Annotated in this window: 11 protein-coding genes; 7 read left to right on the plus strand and 4 right to left on the minus strand. The window is 60.7% G+C overall.

From position 1 onward, the window contains the following. Window positions 1–59: 59 nt before the first annotated feature. Entirely contained in the window at window positions 60–998 is a 939-nt protein-coding gene (locus tag DDE77_RS15765) for a Gfo/Idh/MocA family protein (protein WP_108398443.1), read from the plus strand. A gap of 248 nt (window positions 999–1,246) precedes the next feature. On the opposite strand, the gene DDE77_RS15770 is transcribed toward DDE77_RS15765, so the two are convergent. The 3 genes from DDE77_RS15770 to DDE77_RS15780 are packed head-to-tail and all read right to left on the minus strand — an operon-like array spanning window position 1,247 to window position 3,073. Next, window positions 1,247–2,185 (minus strand): aldo/keto reductase, encoded by a 939-nt coding sequence (locus DDE77_RS15770; RefSeq protein WP_108398444.1) that lies wholly within the window; start codon window positions 2,183–2,185, stop codon window positions 1,247–1,249. Continuing rightward, entirely contained in the window at window positions 2,157–2,714 is a 558-nt protein-coding gene (locus DDE77_RS15775) for a hypothetical protein (RefSeq protein ID WP_108398445.1), read from the minus strand. Before DDE77_RS15775 ends, DDE77_RS15770 begins: the two co-directional genes overlap by 29 nt. Further along, window positions 2,687–3,073 (minus strand): VOC family protein, encoded by a 387-nt coding sequence (locus DDE77_RS15780; RefSeq protein WP_108398475.1) that lies wholly within the window; start codon window positions 3,071–3,073, stop codon window positions 2,687–2,689. Before DDE77_RS15780 ends, DDE77_RS15775 begins: the two co-directional genes overlap by 28 nt. Before the next feature lie 221 nt (window positions 3,074–3,294). On the opposite strand from DDE77_RS15780, the gene DDE77_RS15785 reads away from it, so the two are divergent. The 6 genes from DDE77_RS15785 (at window position 3,295) to DDE77_RS15810 (ending at window position 9,174) form a co-directional block, all read left to right on the plus strand. Further along, window positions 3,295–4,890: an ABC transporter substrate-binding protein gene (locus tag DDE77_RS15785; protein WP_108398446.1), complete on the plus strand. Its 1,596-nt coding sequence runs from the start codon at window positions 3,295–3,297 to the stop codon at window positions 4,888–4,890. A gap of 182 nt (window positions 4,891–5,072) precedes the next feature. After that, the gene (locus tag DDE77_RS15790; protein ID WP_108398447.1) at window positions 5,073–6,080 is read left to right on the plus strand and encodes an ABC transporter permease subunit; all 1,008 of its coding nucleotides are present in this window, start codon (window positions 5,073–5,075) and stop codon (window positions 6,078–6,080) included. Beyond that, window positions 6,081–6,998 carry an ABC transporter permease subunit gene (locus DDE77_RS15795; protein ID WP_108398448.1) on the plus strand — a complete coding sequence of 306 codons (918 nt, stop codon included), beginning with the start codon at window positions 6,081–6,083 and terminating at the stop codon, window positions 6,996–6,998. Between the two features lie 2 nt (window positions 6,999–7,000). Continuing rightward, window positions 7,001–7,843, plus strand: coding sequence for an ABC transporter ATP-binding protein (locus DDE77_RS15800; RefSeq protein WP_108398449.1), 843 nt, complete (start codon window positions 7,001–7,003; stop codon window positions 7,841–7,843). Window positions 7,844–7,846: 3 nt separating this feature from the next. Next, window positions 7,847–8,677: an ABC transporter ATP-binding protein gene (locus tag DDE77_RS15805; protein WP_108398450.1), complete on the plus strand. Its 831-nt coding sequence runs from the start codon at window positions 7,847–7,849 to the stop codon at window positions 8,675–8,677. A 305-nt stretch (window positions 8,678–8,982) separates the two neighbouring features. Continuing rightward, window positions 8,983–9,174 carry a hypothetical protein gene (locus DDE77_RS15810; RefSeq protein ID WP_108398451.1) on the plus strand — a complete coding sequence of 64 codons (192 nt, stop codon included), beginning with the start codon at window positions 8,983–8,985 and terminating at the stop codon, window positions 9,172–9,174. A 303-nt stretch (window positions 9,175–9,477) separates the two neighbouring features. On the opposite strand, the gene DDE77_RS15815 is transcribed toward DDE77_RS15810, so the two are convergent. After that, window positions 9,478–12,543, minus strand: coding sequence for a bifunctional diguanylate cyclase/phosphodiesterase (locus DDE77_RS15815; RefSeq protein ID WP_157959883.1), 3,066 nt, complete (start codon window positions 12,541–12,543; stop codon window positions 9,478–9,480). Between the last annotated feature and the right edge of the window lie 109 nt (window positions 12,544–12,652).

The raw sequence follows: 12,652 nt of genomic DNA on the forward strand, positions 1-12,652 counted from the left end.
GCTTGGCAGATTGGGGCACCGTCTGTTTTATACGCCCTCGTTTCGGGGAGGAGCCAAGCATGGCCAAACGCAAGATCGCCATTATCGGTGTGGGCAAGATCGCACAGGACCAGCATCTGCCGGTGATCGATGCATCCGAGGATTTCGAGCTCGGCGCCACTGTTTCAACGCGTGGGCTTGGCCACAATGGCGTTCCCGTCTTCAAGACGCCGGGCGAACTTTATGCTGCCATGCCCGAGATCGACCTCGTGTCCATCTGCACCCCGCCCGGCATTCGCCACCAATATGTCCGCGAGGCGCTCGACGCCGGCAAGGACGTGATGATGGAAAAGCCGCCTACCACCACTATTTCCGAGCTCGATGATCTTGTTGACCATGCAAGGAGACTTGATCGGGTTCTCTACCAGACCTGGCACTCGCAATATAACGCCGCCGTCGACAGGACGCGCGATATTTTGGCCAAGGATGGCGTGAAGTCCGCGCGGATCGACTGGCGCGAAAGCGTGCGCAAATGGCACCCGGGGCAAGATTGGGTCTGGGAGCCCGGCGGGTTCGGCGTGTGTGATCCGGGCATCAATGCCCTTTCGATCTTCACCAAGGTCATGCCCTTTCCCGTGTTCGTCCAAAGCGCCAAGCTGACCTTCCCCGCCAACCGGCAAACGCCGGTCGATGTGGAAATCGAGTTCAAATCGGGCCAGATCGGCAAGCCGGAACTCTCGGCCGGGTTCAACTGGCTGGAAGAAAGCGGGGAAATCTGGACCATCCGCTTTGAAACCGGCACGGGCGACATCATCAAGCTCGAGGGCGGCGGGCGCAGCCTTAGCGTCAATGACGAGCTGATCCTCAAGCATGGGGATGGGGAATATGCGGCCATGTACGAGCATTTCGCGGGGCTCCTGGAGCGCGGCGAAAGCGATGTGGATAAAGCGCCCATGCGGCTGATGAGCGATGTATTCCTGATGGGTGCGCGGGAAAATGGGCCGGAGTTTGAATGGTAGGCTGAACGCGAGCGGGCATCCTGGGGCTTGGCCCAAGCGGAGCTTCCCAAGGCCTACATCACCCCGGATCGTCACCCTCGGGCTTGACCCGAGGGTACTTTACTTGGCGATTGCAGGAAGTGCAGAGCCCTCGGCTCAAGGCCGAGGGTGACGATTGGGGGGTGTGACGGGTTCAGTGGGGTAAACCTTCATCCCGCTGCTCCATATCCCACCCATGAAGGCGAGCGAGACGTTCGGCGCGCCGGTTCTTACTTCCCCGCCTCCGTCAGCGTCTGCAGATCCTCGTCGCTGAGCTTGAGCCGTACGCCCTTGGCAAGGCTTTTGACCTGTTCCACCGAAGTGGCCGAGGCGATGGGGGCGCTGACGCCGGGTTGGGCGACGAGCCAGGCAAGGGACACTTCGGCGGGCGTCGCGTCATTATTGGCGGCAACTTTGTCGAGTGCGGCAAGGATCTTCTCGCCCTTGGCATCCAGGTAGCGCTCCACCCCACCGCCACGCGGTGACTGGCCGAAATCGGCTTTGCTGCGGTATTTTCCGGTCAGGAACCCCGAGGCAAGACTATAATAAACAATGGTGCCGATCTCATTTTCGAGCACCGTGTCGCGCAAGGCGTCGAACTCGGCGCGGTCATAAAGATTGAAGCGCGGCTGCAGAACTTCATAGCGCTGCAGGGATTTGATCACGGCAGTTTCCTGTGCGTCGCGCACCATCTCGGCCGTGTAGTTGGACGCCCCGATCACCCGCACCCGGCCCGAGCGCACGAGCGTGTCCATGGCGCCAAGAGTTTCCTCGTGGCTGGCCTCGGGATCGGGCCAGTGGCTGAAGTAAAGATCGACATAATCGGTCTGGAGGCGCTTGAGGGACTCCTCGAAGCCTTGCTTGACGGCATCGGCCTTGAGCCCACCCGGCTTGTTGGCCGAGTTGACCTTGGTGAAGATGTGAACATCAGCGCGATTGCCGCGCTCCTTCATCCACTTGCCAATAATAGTTTCGCTCATGCCGGGCGGATTGCCGGGCACCCAATTGGGATAACCCTCGGCCGTGTCGATGGCGGTGAAACCCGCCTCGACAAACGCATCGAGGATTTCAAAGCCCTGCTTTTCGTCCACGGTCCAGCCAAACACATTGCCCCCCAGGACCAGGGGTTCAATCACGAGTTCACTGCGTCCGAGCGGGCGACGGTCCATTGGGCTTCTCCAGATTGGTGTGGGAGGGGGAAACGTCTGGATCGGCAATCGGTTCGACCGGCACGCGCGGCGCACAATAGGCGAGCGCCCGGTTGATGGCGTAGAGCGAGCCGTCCAGCGCGATGTGATTGTCTGGCATGGGCGAGCCATCCTCGGGTTCGAGATAGGCGACGGCGCCGTGCTGCAGATTGTGGAGTACCCAGGAAAAATCGCCGATGAGCCGTGCGCCATAAGGCTCTGCGGCCTCGGCATCAAAGGAGCGGGTTTCCTTGTCAACGGTAATGGCCCAGCGCCCGGCGCTGCCCTGTGGGCGGCTGGTATGGATGTGCACGCCGGTCGAAAAGTCGTCCTCGCAGCGCACGGCAACGCAGGTGTAGAGCTCGGGGGTGGATTTGAGCCCACAACCCATGGCGGCCCTGTCGCCTTCCCCCGGCAGCGGGGAATAGGACCAGCCGGGCTGTTGCGCATGGGCGGGAAGGGCCAGCAGGGCTGCGCCCAGGATCAGGATCGTGGCTCGATGACGTCCCATAGATTTCCGTAAAGGTCCTTAAACACGGCAACCGTGCCATAGCTTTCGTGCCGCGGCTCTTCCGCAAACGCGATGCCCGTGGCCAGCATAGCGCTGTAGTCACCCATGAAATCATCGGTTTCGAGGAACAGCATGACGCGCCCGGCTGCCTGATTGCCAATGGCGGCGCGTTGTTCCGGCCCGTCAGCCCGCGCCAGGAGCAGCCGTGCGCCGCCTTGGGGGCTCACGACCACCCAGCGTTTGCCACCACCCAGATCATCGTCTGCGATCAAGGCAAAGCCCAGCGTATTGCAGTAAAAGGCAATAGCCTCGTCGTAGTCGGCAACAAGGAGGGTGACAGTGGCAATGGAGCGCGGCATAGCACCATGGATCACCAAGGCCTTGTACCGGTCAAGCCGGCAAAGGGGAGCCGAACGGAAGTTTTTAAATCCGTCCATATCTGTGGAATGTTTATCCTCCTGTCATCAGATTGACCAAATGGTCAAACTCCCCCATTGCGCTCCCAAGGATTCTAGGCTTTGTTGGCGCCCAAGCTCTGGTGGCAAGCCGGTGCAAACAAGATATTCGGGAGACAACATTCATGAAATTAGCCAAAACGCTCTTGGCAGCGACCGCCATCGTGGCGCTGGCCGCTGGCGCTGCCCAGGCCAAGCAGCTCGTATATTGCTCTGAAGCTTCCCCCGCACACTTCGATCCCGGCCCGCTGACCGGCGGCAACGACTTCGACGCCACCTCGCACGCCATCTACAACCGCCTCGTCGAGTTTGTGCCCGGCGGCACCGAAGTCGCTCCGGCTCTGGCCGAAAGCTGGGAAATTTCCGAGGACGGCCTTGAGATCACCTTCAAGCTGCGCCCCGGCGTCAAGTGGCACACCACGCCATACTTCACCCCCACGCGCGATCTCACGGCTGAAGACGTGATCTTCACCTTCGAGCGCCAGTGGAAGGAAGACAACGCCTGGTACAACTACCTTGAAGGCATGACCTGGGACTATTTCCAGGGCATGGACATGCCCAAATACATCAAGGACATCACCGCCGTTGACGATCTGACCGTCAAGTTCACCTTGACCGAGCCCAATGCGCCGATGATCGCGAACCTGGCAATGGACTTTGCTTCGATCGTCTCCAAGGAATATGCCGACAAGCTTGAAGCCGAAGGCAACCTTGCTGCGTTCTCGACCCAGCCCGTCGGTACCGGCCCATTCGTGTTCGTCGACTACCAGCTCGACACCGTTATCCGCTACCAGGCCTTTGCCGATTACTGGGACGGCAAGCAGCCGATCGATGATCTGGTCTTTGCCATCACCACCGACCCGTCCGTGCGTGCGCAGCGGCTGATCGCCGGCGAATGCGATATCATGCCCTATCCGGCACCAGCCGATATCGCCCAGCTGCAGAACGATCCTAACCTCACCGTCATGGAGCAGGAAGGCCTCAACATCGGCTACATTTCCTACAACGTGACCGAAGCCCCGTTCGACAACGTCAATGTCCGCAAGGCTTTGACCATGGCGATCGACAAGGCTGCCATCATTGAAGCGGTTTACCAGGGCGCCGGCGAAGACGCCAAGAACCTGATCCCGCCCACCATGTGGTCCTATAACGACGAGATCCCCGCCGACGAATACAACCCCGAGGAAGCCAAGCGCCTTCTCGAGGAAGCCGGCGTGACCGAGCTGACGACCGACCTCTGGGCCATGCCCGTGTCGCGTCCCTATAACCCCAACGCTCAGCGCGTTGCCGAACTGATCCAGTCCGACTGGGCCGCTGTTGGCGTCAACGCCAATATCGTTTCCTATGAATGGACCGAATACCGCGAGCGCGGCAAGCAGCCCGACCGCAAGGGTCCGTTCCAGATCGGCTGGACCGGCGACAATGGCGATCCGGACAACTTCTTTGCGACCCTGTTCTCCTGCTCGGCCATTGGCGTTTCGAACTACTCCAACTGGTGCAATGACGAGTTCGAGGCCCTGATCCAGGAAGCCAAGACCACGTCCGACCAGGAAAAGCGCGCCGAGCTTTATTCCAAGGCCCAGGAAATCTTCAAGGCTGAAGAGCCTGCCATGACCCTCGCTCATTCGCGTGTGTTCATGCCGATGAAGAAGACCGTGCTGAACTACAAGATGAGCCCACTGGGCAACCACTCCTTCAAGGGCGTGGATATCCAGGAATAAGGCTTAAGCCTATAAACAAGCTGGGGAGCCTCGGTCCGGTCAAGCCGGAACGGGGCTCCCCGTTTTAGAGCGGGTGAATACGGGATGCCGAGCAGCGGCGCTCACCGAACAGCCTGCCACCATAGCAAACGTGAACGGCCCGATGGTTTTCAGGCCACGGCCCAAGGGGTATAGACCCGCTCATGCTGAACTTCATCCTGCGCAGGCTTGCGCTGATCGTGCCGACCGTGATCGGCATTTCCCTTTGCGCCTTCTTCTTTGTGCGCGTGCTTCCAGGCGACCCGATCCTGGCCATGGCTGGCCAGCACGGCGTTTCGCCCGAGCGCTACGAGATCCTGCGCGAACAATTTGGCTATAATCTGCCCATATGGCAGCAATATTTCAATTACCTGGGCAATGTGCTCCAGGGCAATTTCGGCGTCTCGCTCTCCACCAAGCGGCCCGTGCTGACCGAGTTCATGACCCTGTTCCCCGCCACGGTGGAACTGGCGCTGGTCGCCATGTTGTTTGCAGTTCTGGTCGGTATCCCTGCCGGCATCTTTGCCGCCGTCAAGCGCGGCTCCTGGTTCGACCAGCTGACCATGGGCGTAGCGCTGACCGGCTATTCCATGCCCATCTTCTGGTGGGGCCTGCTGCTGATCATCTTCTTTTCCGGCTATCTCGGCTGGACACCAGTTTCGGGGCGCATTGCGCTGACCTTTTTCCTCCGGCCTATCACCGGCTTCATGCTGATCGACACGATCCTTTATGGCAATTGGGCCGCCTTCGTCTCGGCGCTGCGCCATCTGATCCTGCCAGCCATCGTTTTGGGCACCATTCCGCTCGCGGTGATCGCGCGCCAGACACGCTCGGCCATGCTCGAAGTGCTGGGTGAGGACTATGTCCGCACCGCGCGCGCCAAGGGGCTGTCGCCCAAGCGGGTCGTCAATGTGCACGCCCTGCGCAATGCCTTGATCCCCGTGATCACCACGATCGGGCTCCAAATCGGGCTGCTGCTGGGCGGCGCGATCCTGACCGAAACCATCTTCTCCTGGCCGGGCATCGGCAAGTGGATGATCGACTCCATCTCCAAGCGCGATTATGTCGTGGTGCAATCAGGCCTGCTGCTGATTGCCCTCATCGTCATGGCCGTGAACCTGATCGTCGATGTGCTTTATGCCGTCATCAATCCGCGCATCCGGGTGAAGTAAATGAGTGAACTCCAAGCCACCCCTGCACCCGCACCCGTGCCCGCCAAGACCGACATCAGCGCGGGTCTGCGTGAATTCTGGCATTATTTCTCGGTCAACCGCGGGGCTGTCCTTGGCCTCGTTGTGTTTACCCTGCTTGTGCTGGTTGCCATTTTTGCGCCCCTCATCGCGCCCCATTCGCCCGACCAGCAATATCGCGACGCGCTGCTCGTTCCGCCCATGTGGGACGCGCTGGGTGATCCGCGCTTTATCCTGGGCACCGATCCCGTCGGCCGCGATATCCTGAGCCGGCTTATCCATGGCGCGCGTTATTCACTGTTTATAGGCCTCTTTGTTGTTGTCGGCGCCCTGATCGTGGGCGTGATCCTGGGCGTGCTGGCCGGCTATTTCGGCGGCTGGGTCGACGCCATGATCATGCGCGTCATGGACATCATCCTGGCTTTTCCCTCGCTCCTGCTGGCACTGGTGCTGGTGGCAATCCTTGGGCCGGGGCTGTTCAACGCCATGGTGGCCATCGCCATTGTCTTGCAGCCACACTTCGCCCGCCTGGTGCGTGCGGCAGTGATGGCCGAAAAGAGCCGCGAATATGTGACGGCCGCCAAGCTCTCGGGCGCGAGCCATCTTCGGCTCATGCTCGTGACCATCCTGCCCAATTGCCTGGGGCCGCTGATCGTGCAGGCGACGCTGAGCTTTTCCAATGCGATCCTTGATGCAGCAGCCCTTGGGTTCCTAGGCATGGGCGCACAGCCCCCGACCCCTGAATGGGGCACTATGCTGGCCTCGGCACGCGAGTTCATCCTGCGTGCGCCATGGGTCGTGACCTTTCCCGGCCTTGCCATCCTCATCACCGTTCTGGCGATCAATCTGATCGGGGACGGCATGCGCGATGCGCTCGATCCCAAGCTCAAGCGGAGCTGACAATGCCTCTTCTCGATATCAAGAATCTTACCGTTTCCTTTGATACCTCCGCTGGCCTGTTCAAGGCCGTGGACGGGATCGATGTGTCGGTGGACGCGCGCGAAGTGCTGGCCATTGTGGGAGAGTCGGGCTCGGGCAAGTCCGTGGCCATGCTGGCGGTGATGGGCCTGCTTCCATCCACCGCCACTGTGACGGCTGACAAGATGGAGTTCGAAGGGCTCGACCTGCTCAAGATGTCAGCGGACGAGAAGCGCAAGATCATCGGCAAGGACATTGCCATGATCTTCCAGGAGCCAGTGGCGAGCCTTAATCCCTGCTTCACCGTGGGCTTCCAGCTCGAGGAAGTGCTGGCCAAGCATCTTGGGATGACCGGTCGCGCCGCGCGGGACCGTGCCGTGGAACTGCTGTCCCTTGTCGGCATCAAGGATGGTGCCGATCGCCTTGGCGCCTTCCCGCACCAGATGAGCGGTGGGCAGTGCCAGCGCGTGATGATCGCCATGGCTATCGCTTGCAACCCCAAGCTCTTGATTGCGGATGAGCCGACCACGGCGCTTGACGTGACCATCCAGAAGCAGATTCTCGATCTTCTGGTGCGTCTCCAGGCCGAGCACGGCATGGCGCTGATCATGATCACCCATGACATGGGCGTGGTTGCCGAAACGGCGGACCGCGTGATCGTGCAATACAAGGGCCGCAAAATGGAAGAGGCGGACGTTCTTTCCCTCTTTGAAGCGCCAAAGAGCAATTATACGCGGGCGCTGCTGTCGGCACTGCCGGAGAATGCCGTGGGTGACCGCCTGCCGACGGTGTCGGACTTTGTTTTCGAACCGGCGCCAGGAGTTTAAGCGATGGCGACACCTGTTCTCGAAGTGCGCGACCTCAAGCGCGACTATATCTCATCGGGCGGTTTCCTCCGGCCCGCCAAGGTCAACCACGCCGTCAAGGGCGTGAGCTTTACGTTGCAAAAAGGCAAGACGCTGGCGGTGGTCGGCGAAAGCGGTTGCGGCAAGTCGACCCTGGCGCGCATGATCACCCTGATCGATCCGCCAACATCGGGCGAAATCCTGATCGATGGCATGCCGGTCGATGCCAAGCACGTCACCCGCGAGATGCGCCAAAAGGTGCAGATCGTGTTCCAGAACCCCTATGGCTCGCTCAACCCGCGCCAGAAGATCGGCGATGTCCTCTCCGAGCCGCTGCTGCTCAACACGTCGATGTCATCGGCCGAACGGCGCGACAAGGCCATGGCCATGTTGGTCAAGGTGGGGCTCGGGCCCGAACACTTCAACCGCTATCCCCATATGTTCTCGGGCGGTCAGCGGCAGCGCATCGCTATCGCGCGTGCACTGATGCTCAATCCAAGCTTCCTCGTGCTGGACGAGCCCGTTTCGGCGCTCGACCTCAGCGTCCAGGCGCAGATCCTGAACCTGCTGAAGGATCTGCAGGACGAGTTCGGGCTGACCTATGTGTTCATCAGCCACGACCTTTCCGTGGTGCGCTATATCGCCGATGAAGTCATGGTCATGTATTTCGGCGACGTGGTGGAACATGGCACGCGCGAGGCGGTGTTCGGAAATCCGCAGCACAGCTATACCCAGACCCTGTTCGCCGCGACCCCCAAGGCAGACGTGCAGAGCATCAAGGATCGACTGGCGAAAAAGGCGGCGCTGGCCGGATAAACGAACGGCGGGAGCTTCTCGCACGAGCCCATCATCCCCGCAAAAGCGGGGATCAGCGTTAGACAGGGGTGCCACTTTAGCGGGAATGCCATTGGGAAAGTGGCCGGGCCCCCCAGCAGTCCTGAGCCAATATGCGCGGGGGGAGGCGAGCCTTCCCCTACTACCCAGAACCCGCACCCTTTTTTTGAGAGGGAGGACTGCGCTAGCTGCGAGTTCTGCACAGATCGAATTTGCGGTGTGGATGTTATGACGATGTTTACCGCGCCCGCGCGTCCGGAGCGACCCGGGCGTCAAAGTGGGATTGATTGCCGGCACTTGCTTATCGGGTGCTGGCCTTGGATCGTGTGTTTGAGATTTTGCTGAGCTTCGGCTATCCGCCCAAAGGGGTGGATTGGCTGCGCCGGCACCGAACCTACACCATCATGGTTCTGGCGCTGCTGTCCTGGGCGCTGTTTATCGGATTGGGCTATCTGCTCTGGACCGCGCTGGCGCACTAGCGCTGGAACCGATTATTCACCCAGCGGCCAATTCCTTGTGCGTCCCCCGCTCAAGGCGTCTGCTGTTCCAAGAATGATGATCAGGGGCGCGAGAAAAAACCAGATCGCAGCCAGTTTGACGCGGTGAGCCGAAGCAGAGTTGCCGGTAAGCATGGGAAAGCCTTGCACGCAATGGGTGGGAACCGTGATCGCCGGTTCGGCAATCGCGTGGGCGTTCCAGGCATGCGCCAGGCTCGAATACTGTCTCGCATGAGCCGCTGCGTGAGACAATTAAAGCGTTGTGTTAACCTTACCTTGCTGGTGTCAGCCAGCCTTGCGCCAGGTCTGGGCGAAAAGGAGGTTCTCGAGCTCCCTCGCGCTTAGGGGCTTGGCAAAGGCATAGCCTTGCAGGATGTCGCAGCCGAGATCGCGCAGGATGCGCGCGTGCTCCATGGTTTCAACGCCCTCGGCCACGACCTCGATGTTCATCGACTTGCCGATCTCGATAATCGAGACCAGCAGGCGCCGCTGTGCCTGGTCGGTCAGGATCGGGTGAACCAACTGCCGGTCGATCTTGAGGCGCTTGGGGCGCAGCTTCTGGAGCGACACGATGGAGGCATAGCCCGTGCCGAAATCGTCGATTTCGACGTCGATGCCAAGCTCCTTGATCTGGTCGATGTTCCAGCCGACGATTGCATCGCTTTCATCGAGATAGATGGATTCAACAAGCTCGAACGAGATCAGCCCCGGCTCGATCTCAAGCTCGCGCAGGCCCCGGATCAGGTCTTCGTCATGGAGGCGCCGGAGCGAAACGTTGACCGATGCGCGCGGCACCTGAAGGCCCTTGGCCCGCCAGCGCTTGAGATCGCCCAGCGCCTGTTCAAGGATCAGCCGGTCAATGGTGGACACCACGTTGAGCTCTTCCGCCATGGGCAGGAAAGCGTAGGGCGCGCGAATGCCCTCAAGGGGATGGTTCCAGCGCGCTAGCGCTTCCACACCCACAACGTCATGGGTATGAGCGTCGAACTGGGGCTGGTAGAAGGCAATGAATTCATTGCGCTCGAGCCCGGCCAGGATCTCGTCGGCCACGCGCTTGGATTTGACGACTTCGGCCTGTAGCGCCTCGGAGAAGAATTCGAACCGATTGCGGCCGCGTCCCTTGGCCCGGTAGAGTGCAATATCGGCATTGATCAAGAGGCGCTTGCAATCGATCGGCGTGCCGCGTTCTGCCGCAATGCCGATGCTGACGCCAAAGCGGACTTCATGGCCCTCATAGTTCACCGGCCGGCGCATTTGCGTCACGATCTTTTCGGCCAACGTGCCGAGGTAGATGTCGCCATTGTTGGCGCTGGTCAGCACCACGAATTCGTCGCCCCCGATCCGCGCCACGAAATCTTCCCAGCCGCAATTGGCCAGAAGCACGGAGCTCGCATGAACCAGCATGGCATCGCCTGCCGCATGGCCCATCGTATCGTTAATCTGCTTGAAGCGATCGAGGTCGATATGGAGCAGCGCAACGCTGCCGCGGTCGCCAAAGCCTTCCGCCTCCATCGCCTTGAGCTTTTCGTCGAGATAGCGGCGATTGGGAAGGCCCGTCAGGCTGTCATGCAGAGCATTGTATTCGATACGAACACGGGCAGCATCGAGCTCGCGATTGTGCGCCTCGGTCGCCTGCTTGGCGAGGCGCAGGTCTTCGTTGAGCGTGACATCGGCGGTGACGTCCCAATTGACCCCGATGACGCGCTCCTTGGCGTCGGGCTCATCGAATTTGATGCCGACCGAGCGGATATGGCGCACCGATCCATCGGCAAGCCGCACGCGATAGGTCGATTCATAGCGGCCCGTGGGCAGCATGCGGGCGAAATCGGCCTCGGCACGATCGAGATCACCGGGATGAACCGCGTCGCGCCACTGCGCATGGGTGCGTGTCTGGTCATGCTCGGGTAGGCCATAGAGCTGGTTCATGCGCAGATCCCAGGTCTCGAGGCCCGTGGCGAGATCGAGCTCCCACACCCCAATCTTGGATGCTTCAAGCGCCAGCTCGAGCCGCCGTGTCACTTGCACCAGCTCGGTTTCCCGTGCTTTGAGTTCGGCGGTCTTGGTGACATCGGTTGTGACGTCCCAATTAACGCCCAGGATTTTGCGATGCCCGTCGGCGTCGGTATAGACCGTGCCGACCGAACGGATATGGCGCATCTGTCCATCAGGCGCGATCGAGCGGAACTCGGACCGGTAGGAACCCCGACGAAGGCCGGCATGGAAATCGGCCTTGGCGCGTTCGCGATCATCGGGATGCAAACTATTCACCCAATGGGCATAGCAGCGTTCATTGCCATCGGCCGGATAGCCATTGAGCTCGTTCATCCGGTCGTCCCAAATCTGTTCCTGGGTGACGAGGTCCATTTCCCAAACGCCGACCTGGGAGGTTTCGAGCGCCAGCGTCAGCCGGCGCGACAGGCGGTGCAGGGCCGCTTCACGCGCCTTGAGCTCGCGAAAGTGCAATTGGCGCTCACCCACCAGCCGCCCCGTAATGATGATGGGCAAAAGGATCAGCGCACCCGCCGCGAGCAGCGCCAGGCGCAGCATCCATGCGTCCTTGTGCGCGGCAACCCAGCCCCCCTTGGGAACGGCCGAGATTTCCCAGGTGCCCGAAGGCAGCACAACATCGGCCGTTACCGGGTTCTGCCTTGTCAGGTCGGGCCCGAAAAATCGTTCGCCCAGATGCCCCTTGGCATCGCGTCCTGTAATGGAAATATCGATCCCCAAGGCCGGGTCAACAAGCCCGGAATCGGCATAAAGCCGGCCCACATCGACAACCGCGGACACAATGCCCCAGAATGTGCCTCCGGCAGGACCGTCGGTGAACACCGGAAAGCGCCCTATGAACCCGTGTCCGCCCTGCACCAGCTCGACCGGCCCGGCCAGCACCAGCTTGCCTGTGTCGCGTGCACGCAAAACGCTGTCGCGCTGCTGCTCGTTGGTACGGTAATCAAGTCCGATTGCCCTGTCGTTGCCATCAAAGGGATAGGTCATCGACACAACCAGGTCAGGCGCTGCCGCCACCGAGCGCAGCTGACTGTGTTCCTCGAATAGACTGCTGACCAGGGCCGAAAACCGCCTTTGGTCCATTTCCGGCTCGGTGGTGAGCGTGGAGACAAGTCCACGCACCAGCTGGATATTGCTGTTGATGTTACCCTCGAGCTTGGCGCGGATCAGCGAGGCCTGCGCCAAAACCTCCGCGCGCATGCGCTCTTCGGCAAGGTAAGTGCTTTGCCGGTCAACAAACAGACCAACGGCCACAAGGACGGCCAGACCGATCAGGGCGGGCAGCACCATTGGCTTGAGCCAGGCCAAGCGCCATTCCTGCAATTTGCTCGCTTCCGAACTCACAAGGTCCACTCGTATTGGGCACAACAAGGCTTGCGGACGAAGGTACGGGGCGGCAGTTTATGTTTGGCTTACGCAGGGCGCGGCTTTGCCGAACTGGTTAGCAAACCGC

Source organism: Devosia submarina, from assembly GCF_003056345.1.
Classification (GTDB): domain Bacteria; phylum Pseudomonadota; class Alphaproteobacteria; order Rhizobiales; family Devosiaceae; genus Devosia; species Devosia submarina.

Excerpts from the sequence above, each read along its gene's own strand:
- DDE77_RS15800 (WP_108398449.1), top strand. The coding sequence starts at position 7,001 with ATGCCTCTTCTCGATATCAAGAATCTTACCGTTTCCTTTGATACCTCC.
- DDE77_RS15770 (WP_108398444.1), bottom strand. The coding sequence starts at position 2,185 with ATGGACCGTCGCCCGCTCGGACGCAGTGAACTCGTGATTGAACCCCTG.
- DDE77_RS15765 (WP_108398443.1), top strand. The coding sequence starts at position 60 with ATGGCCAAACGCAAGATCGCCATTATCGGTGTGGGCAAGATCGCACAG.
- DDE77_RS15790 (WP_108398447.1), top strand. The coding sequence starts at position 5,073 with ATGCTGAACTTCATCCTGCGCAGGCTTGCGCTGATCGTGCCGACCGTG.
- DDE77_RS15775 (WP_108398445.1), bottom strand. The coding sequence starts at position 2,714 with ATGGGACGTCATCGAGCCACGATCCTGATCCTGGGCGCAGCCCTGCTG.
- DDE77_RS15780 (WP_108398475.1), bottom strand. The coding sequence starts at position 3,073 with ATGCCGCGCTCCATTGCCACTGTCACCCTCCTTGTTGCCGACTACGAC.
- DDE77_RS15785 (WP_108398446.1), top strand. The coding sequence starts at position 3,295 with ATGAAATTAGCCAAAACGCTCTTGGCAGCGACCGCCATCGTGGCGCTG.
- DDE77_RS15795 (WP_108398448.1), top strand. The coding sequence starts at position 6,081 with ATGAGTGAACTCCAAGCCACCCCTGCACCCGCACCCGTGCCCGCCAAG.
- DDE77_RS15805 (WP_108398450.1), top strand. The coding sequence starts at position 7,847 with ATGGCGACACCTGTTCTCGAAGTGCGCGACCTCAAGCGCGACTATATC.